Genomic DNA, 12,405 nt, shown 5'->3' with positions numbered 1-12,405 from the left:
GCACGGCATGACCGACCAAGCCCGCAAAACCGCCCCGGCGGCCAAAAAGCTCTTCATCAAGACCTATGGCTGCCAGATGAACGTCTATGACAGCCAGCGCATGGCCGAGGCCATGAGCGCCGAAGGCTATGAACTGACCGAGGATCAGGCCCAGGCTGACATGGTCCTGCTGAATACCTGCCATATCCGTGAAAAGGCGGCAGAAAAACTGTATTCCGACCTGGGCCGGCTCAAGCCGTTCAAGGCCGAAAAGCCCGATCTCAAGATCGGCGTGGCGGGCTGTGTGGCACAGGCCGAGGGCGAAGAAATCATTCGCCGGATGCCGCTGGTCGATCTGGTGGTGGGGCCGCAGACCTATCACCGCCTGCCCGAGATGCTGCGCGGCGAGGCACCCAGAATCCTCACCGAGTTTCCCGAGGAGGACAAGTTCGACCACCTGCCCCAGCGCCGCGCCACCCGCCGCGCCCCGGCAGCCTTTCTGACCGTTCAGGAGGGTTGCGACAAGTTCTGCGCCTTCTGCGTCGTCCCCTATACCCGCGGTGCCGAAGTCAGCCGCCCGGTGGAGCGCATCCTGCGCGAGGCCCGCGACCTGGTGGAGCGTGGGGTGCGCGAGATCACCCTGCTTGGCCAGAACGTCAATGGCTGGCATGGGGCAGGCGGGGACGGTCGCGAATGGGGTTTCGGTCGGCTGATCCGCGCCCTTGGCGAAATCGAGGGGCTGGACCGTATCCGCTACACAACCAGCCATCCCAATGACATGGCCGATGACCTGATCGAGGCGCATCGCGACGTGCCTCAACTGATGCCCTATCTGCATTTGCCGGTGCAGTCGGGCAGCGATAGGATCCTGAAAGCGATGAACCGAAAGCATTCGGCATCCGAATACCTGCGCCTGATCGACCGTATCCGCGAGGCTCGCCCGGATATCATGCTGACCAGCGACTTCATCGTCGGCTTCCCCGGCGAGACCGATCAGGACCATGCCGACACTTTGCGCCTGATCGAAGAGGTCGGTTTCGGCACCGCTTTCAGCTTCAAATATTCCCCCCGCCCCGGCACGCCGGCCTATGAACGGGCCGAGGTTGACGGCGCGGTGGCCGATGCCCGGCTGCAGGAATTACAGGCCTTGCTGACCCGCCAGCAAAAAGCGGCGCAGGAAAGCATGATCGGGCGAACCCTCGGTGTGCTGTTCGAGAAACCGGGCCGGATCGATGGCCAGATGGTCGGCAAATCGGATTACCTGCATTCGGTCTTCGTGAATGCCCCGGATGCCCAGATCGGCGACCTCGTGCAGGTCCGCATCGTCGAAAGCGCGCCCAATTCACTACGGGGTGAGTTGGCGGCGTGATGCGTGCCATGCGGCGGCTGGCAACCGCTTTCGAATGGTTTGCCCAGTAGCCCCATGCCCGACTGAAGCTACCCGTCCTCAGTCGGGCATGTCATCATCGGGGCATGAAATGCGATGGTCTCTGCGCCTGCCTGAGTTCCAAGGGTCTACGCGCCTCAATCCGATGGAACCATGCCAGCACCCGCCCGAAACCCGGGTTCAAGGTGAAGGCAGACCCTTGAACAGCCACGCGATTGCGTCTTTTCAGACAAGCTAAACGTCCATTGTCGCGCCCAGCCCCTGCATCAATGGCAGAAAATCGGGAAACGAGGTGGTAATCGGACTGCCGTCATCCACCATGACCGGATCCTCGGTTGCCAGGCCCAGGACAAGGAATGACATCGCGATCCGGTGATCCAGGCAGGTGGCCGCCATGCCTCCACCTGGAACCTTCTCCATTCCATGCACCGTCATACTGTCCCGGGTTTCCTCCACGGTAACGCCATTGGCCCTAAGGCCGCGCGCCATCGCGTCGATCCGGTCGCTCTCCTTGACGCGCAGTTCGGCCACCCCGTTCATCACCGTCTTGCCCTCGGCAAAGGCCGCGATCACCGACAGGATCGGGAATTCGTCGATCATGCTCGCGGCACGTTCGGGAGGGACCGCAACGCCCTTGAGCGGGCCGTGGCGCACAACAAGATCTGCGACAGGCTCTCCTCCTTCCTCGCGCGCGTTCTCGAAACTGATATCCGCACCCATCTCGAGCAAGGTGACATAAAGCCCGTCACGCGTCGGGTTACGGGAGACCCCGGGCACTCGGATGGTTGAGCCCGGCACGATCAGGGCAGCCACCACCGGGAAAGCGGCACTGGACGGATCCCGCGGCACGGCCACAGGCTGGGCGCGCAGTTCGGGCCGGCCGACAAGCGTGATCACATTGCCTTCATCCGTTACCTCCGTCCGGATTTCGGCACCGAACCCGGCCAGCATACGCTCGGAATGATCGCGGGTAGGCTCTGCCTCGATCACCACCGTTTCGCCCGGCGCGTTCAGCCCCGCCAGAAGAATCGCCGATTTGATCTGCGCACTGGCAACCGGAGTCCGGTAATGCAATGGCACCGGATCGGCAGCCCCTTGAATTGTGATCGGCAGCCGGTCGCCCTCACGGGCGGTGATCTGTGCCCCGAATTGCGACAGGGGCGTTGTGATACGGGCCATTGGGCGGCGCGACAGGCTGGCATCGCCGGAAAAAACCGCCGTGATCGGCGTTGTGGCCATCGCCCCCATGATCAGCCGGACGCCGGTTCCGGAATTACCGCAATCGATGACACTCCCGGGTTCGGAAAAGCCCCCGACACCGACACCATGCACCGACCATTCGCCCGGTCCAAGCCGTTCTACCTGCGCACCGAACGCCGCCATCGCCTTGGCTGTATCAAGCACATCCTGCCCTTCCAGCAGTCCGGTGATCCTTGTCTCGCCCACAGATAACGCGCCGAGAATCAGCGCACGATGACTGATGGACTTGTCGCCGGGCACATGCGCCACACCGTTCAGGGGATCCCCGCGACGAGAGGTCATGGGACGGGGTTCGGAGGAATGTGACATCGGGGCACCTCTATGATTGCGCCCGCCTTTTAGCGCTGACATCCGGGCCCGTAAACGGATTACGCCGGATATCGTTCCTGTTTCTTCAGGACTGGTATACCTCGATCGTCGGCAGATCGGTCAGCGACACTCCGATCAGTTGCAATGCGGGCAAGGATACCTGGCTTCCCGCACTGGCCGGGCCATCCAGCGGAATCAGATCGACCTTCGCCGATTTGCCGTTCGCGGGGTTCACGATCCGGCCCACGCCGCGCGACTTGACCAGCGGAGTCTTGATCCAGAAACCTCCTTCGGTCGGATCCCCCAGGGAAGCGACCGTGGTGCCCAACCTGGTTTCCGCGGTTTCCGGGGCCTTGGCCGCTGCGGCTTTCTGCTCTGCCGTGGTGGTGTCCAATTGATCCGGGGTTGCCCGCGCAGCGGGTCTGGGCGAAGGCGCGCGGGTAACCGCGGTGACGGCGGCGAGCTGTTCGCTGGTCAGTTGCGTCTCTACCTCGCCGGGTTCGATCGTTCCCGAGGGGCGGTCGGTCGTGGTCGAGCCCATCCGGGAAGGGTCGCACCCCGCCAGAACCGTCAGGGAAAGGCTAGCGGCCAGGCCGGCTTTCAACATATTCATGGAAAGATCACTCCTCGAAATTCAAACTCGCGCACAGATTAGCCCGCGATGGCTTGCGACGTCCACAAGCGCTCGCGTGATCGGCGGAAGCTTGTGCATCAAATGCGAAATAACTAGATTGGCCTCATGAACCATGCAGCGCCGGCACCTTTAATCGACCCATTCGCACGGCCGATCACCTATTTGCGGGTATCGGTGACGGATCGCTGCGATTTTCGCTGTGTCTACTGCATGGCCGAACATATGCAGTTCCTGCCCAAGGCCGAGCTTTTGACACTCGAAGAACTGGACCGGCTCTGTTCGGTTTTCGTCGGATTGGGTGTGCGCAAGCTGCGCATTACCGGCGGAGAACCGCTTGTCCGGCGCGGCATCATGGGTTTTTTCCAGCAAATGTCGCGGCATCTCGGCCAAGGGCTGGACGAGTTGACCCTGACCACCAATGGCAGCCAGCTTAGTCGTTTCGCCCGCGAACTGGTCGATTGCGGCGTGCGACGGGTGAATGTCTCGCTGGATACGCTGGACGCCGAGAAATTCGCCAGGATCACCCGTTGGGGTCGCCTGCCGCAGGTGCTGGACGGGATTCGGGCCGCACAGGCCGCCGGGTTGCGGGTCAAGATCAACGCTGTGGCCTTGAAGGGCGTGAACGATTCGGAGTTGTTCGATCTGGTGAAATGGTGCGGCGACGAGGGTCACGACCTGACCTTCATCGAGGTCATGCCAATGGGCGATCTGGGCAATGAGGATCGGCTTGATCAGTACTGGCCGCTGAACGATCTGCGCGCCCGGCTGGCCGAGCGCTTTACCCTGATCGACCTGGCAGAGCGGAGCGGAGGCCCGGCCCGCTATGTTCTCCTGCAAGAGACTGGCCAGAAGATCGGCTTCATAACGCCGCTGACCCATAATTTCTGCGAAAGTTGCAACCGCGTGCGCGTCACCTGCACGGGCGAGTTGTATATGTGCCTCGGGCAAGAGGACCGTGCTGATCTGCGTGCGCCCCTGCGCGCCTCCCAGGACGATACGGCGCTGCGCGAAGCCATCCGGGCCGCCATCGCCCGCAAGCCCAAGGGACATGATTTCGACTATTCACGCCAGACGGTGGCGGGCCAGATGTCCCGGCACATGAGCCATACAGGCGGGTAAAACGGTTTACTCGGCCGCTGTCGCGGCCGCCTCCGCCTCGATCTTCGCAGCGCGATCCTCGACCAGTTGCACGATATGATCGATCATCTGCTCGTTGCTCATCTTGTGGCTTTGCCGCCCGGCCATGTAGACCATACCGCTGCCCGCGCCGCCGCCGGTAAAGCCGATATCGGTCATCAGCGCCTCTCCTGGCCCGTTCACCACGCAACCGATGATCGACAGGCTCATCGGCGTCTTGATATGCTCCAGCCGTTGTTCCAGCTTCTCGACCGTCTTGATCACGTCGAAGCCCTGCCTTGCACAGGAGGGGCAGGAAATGATCTGCACCCCACGCGTCCGCAGACCCAGTGATTTCAGGATCTCGAAACCGACTTTCACCTCTTCGACCGGATCGGCGGAGAGGCTGACACGGATCGTGTCGCCGATGCCCATCCACAGCAGATTACCCAGCCCGATAGCCGATTTCACCGTGCCGCCAACGAAACCGCCCGCCTCGGTGATACCCAGATGAATCGGCGCGTCGGTCGCCTCGGCAAGTTGCTGATAGGCGGCCGCGGCAAGAAATACATCTGACGCCTTCACGCTGATCTTGAATTCGTGGAAGTCGTTGTCCTGCAGTATCTTTATGTGGTCCAGGCCCGACTCGACCATGGCATCCGGGCAGGGCTCGCCGTATTTCTCCAGCAGGTGTTTTTCCAGGGAACCGGCATTCACCCCGATCCGCATCGAGCAACCGTGATCGCGGGCGGCCTGGATAACCTCGCGCACGCGATCGGCGCTACCAATATTGCCCGGATTGATCCGCAGGCAGGCCACACCCGCCTCTGCCGCCTCGATGGCACGCTTGTAGTGGAAATGAATGTCGGCAACGATCGGCACCGGGCTTTCGCGGCAAATTTCCTTAAGTGCCCGCGTCGTCTCCTGATCGGGTGCCGAGATACGAACGATATCCGCACCCGCATCGGCGGCACGGATCACCTGCTCCAATGTGGCCTTGACGTCATGGCCATCGGTATTGGTCATCGTCTGCACCGAAATGGGGGCATCGCCACCAACCGGCACAGAGCCCACCATGATCTGGCGGGATTTCCGCCGCTCGATATTGCGCCATGGACGGATCGGGTTCAGCGACATGACAGCCTCCGGGTTTCGCCCCTGCAGATAAGCTATCCGGCGCGACACGACAACCATCGCACGGCCCTGTGATGATCTCCCCTTGCCGGCAATGCGGCCCGGAATCCTTGCCGTGCCCGCTACAGCAGACCGCGGGCAGCAAGATTCTTCATCAGGGCCGAGATCCCGAAGACCCACGGGGCACAATCCGTAGACAGGCGCACGGTGTTCCGCAACGCCCCAAGGCCGGGTGCGGAAATGGTGACAATATCGCCCATCTTGTGGGTGAAGCCCTCGCCTTCGATATCCCGGTCCTCGGTCGGGGCAAAGAGCGTGCCAAGATACAGCATGAAACCGTCGGGATATTGATGGTGGCGCCCGATCGTCTGGCTCACAAGATCCTGGGGATCACGGCTGATCTGCGACATCGAGGAATGGCCGTTCAGCACGAATCCATCCTCTCCTTCCACCGTAAGCGTCAATTCGGCGCGGCGTATATCGTCCAGCGAAAAACTCTCGTCGAACAAACGGATCATTGGCCCGATCGCCGAAGAGGCATTGTTATCCTTGGCCTTCGACAGCAGCAGCGCGGATCTGCCCTCGACATCGCGCAGATTGACATCGTTGCCCAATGTCGCCCCGACGATTTTCCCGTCCGAGGAAACCGCCAGCACCACCTCGGGTTCGGGATTGTTCCATGACGAGACCGGATGCAGGCCGATCTCTGCCCCGGTTCCGACAGAGCTTAGCACCGGCGCCTTGGAGAACACCTCTGCATCCGGACCGATTCCGACCTCCAGATATTGCGACCAGAGCCCCTCGGCAATCAGCGCCTCCTTTACGCGGGTCGCATCTTCGGAGCCCGCACGGATATTACGCAGGCTGTCCCCGATGGCCGCGCCGATGCGTTCGCGGATCGCTTCTGCCCGGGCGGGATCGCCGCCAGCCTTTTCCTCGATCACGCGTTCGACCATCGAGCGTGCGAAAGTCACACCGCAGGCCTTGACCGCCTGCAAGTCGCAAGGAGCAAGAAGATGGCATTTTGACAAATCGCCCGGATGCGCAGACGCGATCTCGTCCAGATTACCGAGGCTCTTGCCTCCGGCATTCCTGACAAACCCCGCCGGATCATCCTTTTCGCAGATCTCCGAAACCGTCGCCGCCCCCTTCGCCGTGATATCGATCAATTCGCCGCCGCGCAGCGTGACCACCGCAGGGCCGTTCACCTCTGGCAGCCAGACGCGGCCGAGCCAAACTCCGGAAAGATCGTCAATCATAGCTTTTCCATATCCGCTGAAATTGGGTTGCAAACGTGTTGCCTTACTGATTTTGCCGCGCCTGCCGGCTGCTCCGTGGACGCTGCCTTACATAGTGGGTCAATCTCGGACAATTCGGAAGAGGCATCGATCAGGCAGCCTGCTTCAAGGCGTCCTCAGATCGTCCAGCCGCCATCGATGCAAACGGCTTGCCCAGTGGTGTAGTCGGCCCCCGCCAGATATACGGCGAGATCGGCGATTTCCTCGGGCGCGCCAAGACGGCCCATTGGTTGACGGGCGATGAAATCGCGCCGCGCCTTGTCGTAATCCCCCGTTGCAGCCAGCCGCTCATCCAGTGAGGGCGATTGCACAGTGCCGGGGCAGATGGCGTTGCAGCGGATGCCCCGCGTGACGAAATCCGCCGAGACGGACTTGGTCAGGCCCAGGACCGCAGCCTTGGTGGCGGAATAGGCGAAGCGGTTCGGCACACCCTTGATCGAGCTTGCGACCGAACTCATGTTCAGGATGCAACCCTCCCCCCGCTCGATCATGCCCGGCAGGACGGCGCGGATCGTGCGGATCATGGATTTGACGTTCAGGTCCAGCGCGAATTCGAACTCGTCATCGGACATCTCGAGAATCGTGCCGCCATGCACGACACCCGCGCAGTTGAACAGCACATCTATCCTGCCGATCCCTGCCACCAGCGCATTCACCGCCGCGCCATCCGTCACGTCCAGACGATGCGTCGTGATTCCGTCAAGCCCCGCAAGGCCGGCCTCGTTGATATCGGTGGCATGCACCGTTGCGCCCGCCCGCGCGAAGGCCATGGCGGTGGCCCGCCCGATTCCCTGCGCGGCAGCGGTAATCAGGACGGTCTTTGCAGATAGGTCGGTCATCCTGTCTCCTCACTCCGTTGGCATGGATATGCCCGAAGGCCGATGAACCCCGGCCTCCTCAACCCATGCAGCGACAGTCAAGATGCGATCACAGCAGGCTTTCGGCCTCACACAGACTGTCACATGGCTGCAGATGTTACAGAGACTGACGACCCCGGCAACCCCGGCCGGGGCGCCGATATGTGGTTCGCGCGGCTTGGAAAGTTTTTCCGAAGTACGAACCGGTCAAGTTTCAGCCAGCCATCTCCCTCACGGTCTCGAATACGACGTCGATACCCCGGGCAAGCTGGTCATAATCCGTCCACTCTTCCGGTGCATGCGAAATACCATTGCGGCTTGGAACGAATATCAGACCGGTTGGCGTGAAACCGGCCATGATCATCGCATCATGTCCCGCGCCGCTGACCATCACCCGGCTTTTCAGCCCCAGCCTCTCCGCGTGCCGCGACAATGCGGCATGGATCTCTGCGGACAAGAGGGTGGGTTGCGCGAAAAGCTGCAGTTCCACCTCGCTGGTCAAGCCATTGCCATTCGCCTTTTCGACCACGGCGCGGGTCTGAGCAATCAGTTCCCGCACCACCTCCTCCTTGGGGGCCCGGATATCGACGGTGAACGCCACCTGATCGGGGATGACATTCGCGCCACCGGGCAGAACCTCCAGCTTGCCGACGGTCAGCACCGCATCCTGCCCGATGCTGCGGGCAAGATCGGGTAGTTCGGCCAGCACGGCAACCGCCCCGACCAGCGCATCCCGCCGGGCATTCATCGGCGTCGTCCCCGCATGGCCCGCCTGCCCCCTGATCGTCACTTTCAACTGAGACAGTCCGACGATGCGGTCAACGATGGCGACATCTTCGCCATGCGTCTCCAATACAGGGCCCTGTTCGATATGCAGCTCCAGGAAGGCATAAACGGCACCGGGTGCCAGCACGGCCTCCCCTGCCCTTGCCGGGTCCAGCCTGTATTCCCGCATCGCCTGCGCCATGGATATTCCATCATCGTCGCGCAAATCCGCAAGGCTGTCCGTATCCACCTTGCCCGTCAGTATGCGCGAACCGAGCAGCCCGCCGCCGAAACGGGCGCCTTCCTCTTCGATCATCGCAATGAACTCGATGGAACGATCGGGAACCAGCCCGTGTTCCTGAAACAGAAAGGCGGTCTCGATACCGGCAATCACCCCTGCGGGACCATCGAACTTGCCGCCATTGGGCACGGAGTCGAAATGCGACCCCACGAGGATCGGCGCGAGGGAAGGATTCCGTCCCTCCAGCCGCCCGAAAAGATTACCGACGGCGTCCTCGCGCACGGTCAGCCCTGCTTTCTCCATCTGTTCGCGCAGGTAGTCGCGGGCCAGGCGGAACTCCGGACTATAGGTCAATCGGGTGGTGCCGTTGCCGGGCGAGGCAGTGAAGCGGTCCAGCCCCTCGATCAAGCCCTGAATACGTTCGGTTCTCGCAAATTTCGTCATCACAGCAATCCCACGAAAATTCCGGCCAGCACCACCGAGACCATGGTCACGGTGACAAAACCCGCCACCAGCATCGACGGCAGCATATGCGCCGTCAGCGCCTCGCGCTCGTCGCGGTCATCGGTGAGCGTGTTCACCACCTCGTTGGTAATGATGTAATCTGCTGGAAAACCATACAAGGCCGTCAGCGAACAGGCAAAGGCCATGGCCGGTGTCATCCCAAGCAGCCTGCCCGCGATGAAGGCAAAGACATACATCCCGAAAACCCCGATGGCGATGGTGCCGACCATCGGCATGGCCAGTTCAAGCAGCATCTCGGGCGTGGCGCGCTTCAGCCCGTCGAAGACGAAGACCATCAGGATCAGTATCGTGAAGCCAAAGGCATTCGCGGCGCGCAGCGGCTGACGTTCCAGAAAGCCCACAGAGGTCGCGAGAACCCCGAATACGAGGCACAGCACGAAGGGGCTGATGCTGAATATCGGCTTGACCAGTTCGGCGGCGCCCCAGGCCATTAGCGCGACAACACCGAGGCGCAGGAACTTGAAATAATAAGTGTTGTAGGACGCCGACATCGCAGAGAACAGCGCTGGCGGGCCGCTTGTCTCGCCCCCGTGATCGGTTGCTGCAGCACCTCCGTCGGCCCGCCATTCGCCCGAGCGATAAAGCGACAGCACCCTCTTGCCTTCACGCTTCAGCATGACGGCGGTCAGCGGATAGCCGACAAAGCCCTGCATCACATAGATCAGGATCGCCAGCACCGACAGGCTTTCCAGCCCCGCCTCGCCCGCTGCCTGCGACATGATCAGCGACGAGACCACCCCGCCGACCAGCGGTGGCGTCGCCACCACGACGGTCTGGTAATCCAGCACCAGAAGGCCGATGGTGAACAGCAGCGCCACGATTCCCGCGATCCCGGCCAGTGCCACAACTACGGTGCGCCATTGCTTCATCAGTTCCTCGACGGACAGCAATGTGCCCATATTCGTGATTAGGAGATACATCGCCAGGAACACGATAGGAGTCTGGAAGCCGGCGATTTCAACGATATCCGTGGGGAAGAAGGTCCAGTATCCAAACAGGAAGAGCACCGCGCAGACAAAGACCGAGGGCAGCCATGATTTTGTTCGCGTGGAAATAACATCGCCGACATAGAGAATGAGCGCAAGAATGGCAAAAGCCAGCAATTGTGGCATCGTTCGAAAGCCTCCGCTTGGGCTGGAAACCCCGCCGGCCGCGAGGCGATCAATCTTTGATGCTGGAATTTCTGATCCATATGGATGTATTTTGCAATGGATAATTGCCCACGCGATGCATAGCGGAACCGATCGTGGCCAACCCCCCGGAAATGGCAGAGAGCGTCATGGAAAACGAAACACCCCTGGACATGCAGCATATGCTGGAACAGACGCTGTCCTCGGACCTGTGCTACCTAATGGCAGTCAGCTATATCGTGCTCGCCAATAACCAGGTCACCAACCGGTATATCGAGCGCGAATACGATATGCCGGTGCATGCCTGGTCCGCGCTTTACGCTATCGTCACCTATCCCGGCCTGCGCGCCAAGGATATCCAGCACCTGTTTCCCCGGCCCCAGAACACGATCAGCCGGGTCGTGGCGCTTCTGGAGCGCCGGGGGCTGGTGCATCAGATCGTGTCCGATCAGGACGGGCGCGCCAAGAGCCTCTTGCCGACATCGGCGGGAATCACGCTGCTGAACGAGATCAAGGAAAAAGCCCTTGAACGTCAGGATGAAATGTTCGGCGTGTTGAATGATGAAGAACGCCGGACGTTCCTGAACCTGTGCCGCAAGATCGCGGCAGGGCAACGACTGTGCCATTCCGAGGCCATGAGAACGTCCTAGGCAAACCGTTTCCAGTCGCCCCGCCCCCGGACGCGACACACCCGGTTTCGCTTACCCTTCCTGCAGCAGCAGCTTCTGGTCCTCGATCAGGGACAGTTTCATGAACTCGCAGGCCTCATCGATATCGCGCGCGGCAATCGCGTTGAACAGCGAATTGTAGCCGCGCTGATAGGTTGCGATACGGCTCGGCGTCAGGTGACGACGATACATCGGCGCCCGGAATGACTGACGGCGGGCATCGATCACCAGATTATAGCATGCGATCAGCAGGGGATTGCCCGTTCCCGCAGCGATTTGACGGTGAAACTCCTCCTCCAGCCGCACGAAAGCCATCGCGTCGATCTGCACGGCCTCCATCTGCGACAGGGTCTTGCCGAGTCCCTCGATCTGCCGCGGCGACATATTGACGATGGCGAGCCGCACCATCTCGGGCTCGATGATCCCGCGCATGACCTGCAATTGCAGCGGACCGGTTTCCGCCGCGACCGGGGCCAGCGACTCGCTCGCCCCCTCCGGGTCATAGATGACGAAGGAACCAGCTCCCGCGCGGCGGCGGATCATGCCGCGCGCCTCGATCATGTCCAACGCCTCGCGCACGGTATTGCGCGCCACGCCCAGATCCTGCGCCAGCTGCCGCTCGGACGGCAAACGCTCGTCCAGACCGTATTCCTGCGACACGATCCGCATTGTCAGCGTATCGATCACATATTGGACGGTCGCCCCAAGCACGGGTTCGGCCCGCCCCGGATTCGCAGTGATATGACTGGCAGGCGGCACCTTGCACTCCTCTGACGCTCCCGATCATGCGGGCGTTCGAAGAATAGCTTACCCCGTGCCGGAGAATCCAGCCGTGTTTCCGCGCCTCAGCCCATGCGTTCGCTGGAGAACGATCCCGGCGAGGCGGGAAAGACGACGGTCTTGTTGCCGTTCAGGAAAACCCGGTGATTGGCATGCGCATGAATGGCGCGTGCCAGAACCTGGCTTTCGACATCACGGCCAAGGCTGACGTAATCCTCGGGTGACTGCCCATGCGTCACGCGGATGATGTCCTGCTCGATGATCGGACCCTCGTCCAGATCGGCCGTCACGTAATGCGAGGTCGCCCCGATCAGCTTCACCC

12 protein-coding genes are annotated in these 12,405 nt (G+C 61.5%); 3 read left to right on the top strand and 9 right to left on the bottom strand.

Annotation, left to right across the window (positions count from 1 at the left end):
- Nucleotides 1-7: 7 nt before the first annotated feature.
- Nucleotides 8-1,348 (top strand): tRNA (N6-isopentenyl adenosine(37)-C2)-methylthiotransferase MiaB, encoded by a 1,341-nt coding sequence (miaB, locus tag C9E81_RS21465; RefSeq protein ID WP_122114411.1) that lies wholly within the window; start codon nt 8-10, stop codon nt 1,346-1,348.
- Nucleotides 1,349-1,600: 252 nt separating this feature from the next.
- Here the strand turns inward: miaB and aroA are convergent, their stop codons facing one another.
- Together aroA and C9E81_RS21455 are read right to left on the bottom strand one after the other, a co-directional pair.
- Complete coding sequence (gene aroA / locus C9E81_RS21460) at nt 1,601-2,935, bottom strand: 3-phosphoshikimate 1-carboxyvinyltransferase (RefSeq protein ID WP_122114410.1); 1,335 nt, start codon at nt 2,933-2,935, stop codon at nt 1,601-1,603.
- An 85-nt stretch (nt 2,936-3,020) separates the two neighbouring features.
- Entirely contained in the window at nt 3,021-3,548 is a 528-nt protein-coding gene (locus tag C9E81_RS21455; RefSeq protein ID WP_243698765.1) for a hypothetical protein, read from the bottom strand.
- A gap of 126 nt (nt 3,549-3,674) precedes the next feature.
- Between C9E81_RS21455 and moaA the strand changes: the two genes are divergently transcribed.
- The gene (gene moaA / locus C9E81_RS21450) at nt 3,675-4,688 is read left to right on the top strand and encodes a GTP 3',8-cyclase MoaA (RefSeq protein WP_122114409.1); all 1,014 of its coding nucleotides are present in this window, start codon (nt 3,675-3,677) and stop codon (nt 4,686-4,688) included.
- Nucleotides 4,689-4,694: 6 nt separating this feature from the next.
- Here the strand turns inward: moaA and ispG are convergent, their stop codons facing one another.
- The 5 genes from ispG to C9E81_RS21425 form a co-directional block, all read right to left on the bottom strand.
- Nucleotides 4,695-5,822, bottom strand: coding sequence for a flavodoxin-dependent (E)-4-hydroxy-3-methylbut-2-enyl-diphosphate synthase (gene ispG / locus C9E81_RS21445; RefSeq protein ID WP_122114408.1), 1,128 nt, complete (start codon nt 5,820-5,822; stop codon nt 4,695-4,697).
- Between the two features lie 119 nt (nt 5,823-5,941).
- A complete protein-coding gene (locus tag C9E81_RS21440; protein WP_122114407.1) occupies nt 5,942-7,078 on the bottom strand; it encodes a fumarylacetoacetate hydrolase family protein in 1,137 nt (378 codons plus the stop codon).
- Nucleotides 7,079-7,233: 155 nt separating this feature from the next.
- Nucleotides 7,234-7,956 (bottom strand): SDR family oxidoreductase, encoded by a 723-nt coding sequence (locus C9E81_RS21435; protein WP_122114406.1) that lies wholly within the window; start codon nt 7,954-7,956, stop codon nt 7,234-7,236.
- A gap of 232 nt (nt 7,957-8,188) precedes the next feature.
- Entirely contained in the window at nt 8,189-9,424 is a 1,236-nt protein-coding gene (locus C9E81_RS21430; protein ID WP_122114405.1) for a Zn-dependent hydrolase, read from the bottom strand.
- Complete coding sequence (locus C9E81_RS21425) at nt 9,424-10,617, bottom strand: hypothetical protein (protein WP_122114404.1); 1,194 nt, start codon at nt 10,615-10,617, stop codon at nt 9,424-9,426. The genes C9E81_RS21430 and C9E81_RS21425 overlap by 1 nt, the downstream gene beginning before the upstream one ends.
- 134 nt (nt 10,618-10,751) lie before the next feature.
- Between C9E81_RS21425 and C9E81_RS21420 the strand changes: the two genes are divergently transcribed.
- Nucleotides 10,752-11,285 carry a MarR family winged helix-turn-helix transcriptional regulator gene (locus C9E81_RS21420; protein ID WP_243698764.1) on the top strand — a complete coding sequence of 178 codons (534 nt, stop codon included), beginning with the start codon at nt 10,752-10,754 and terminating at the stop codon, nt 11,283-11,285.
- A gap of 51 nt (nt 11,286-11,336) precedes the next feature.
- On the opposite strand, the gene C9E81_RS21415 is transcribed toward C9E81_RS21420, so the two are convergent.
- The gene (locus C9E81_RS21415) at nt 11,337-12,062 is read right to left on the bottom strand and encodes a FadR/GntR family transcriptional regulator (RefSeq protein WP_243698763.1); all 726 of its coding nucleotides are present in this window, start codon (nt 12,060-12,062) and stop codon (nt 11,337-11,339) included.
- Between the two features lie 86 nt (nt 12,063-12,148).
- Nucleotides 12,149-12,405, bottom strand: a 257-nt coding sequence (locus C9E81_RS21410; protein WP_279432729.1) for a formyltransferase family protein, incomplete at its 5' end; no start/stop codon positions are given.

This window comes from Paracoccus alkanivorans (genome assembly GCF_003697785.1).
Taxonomy (GTDB): domain Bacteria; phylum Pseudomonadota; class Alphaproteobacteria; order Rhodobacterales; family Rhodobacteraceae; genus Paracoccus; species Paracoccus alkanivorans.
Note: the sequence above shows the minus strand (reverse complement) of the source record. Positions and strands in the feature narration are given on the sequence as shown.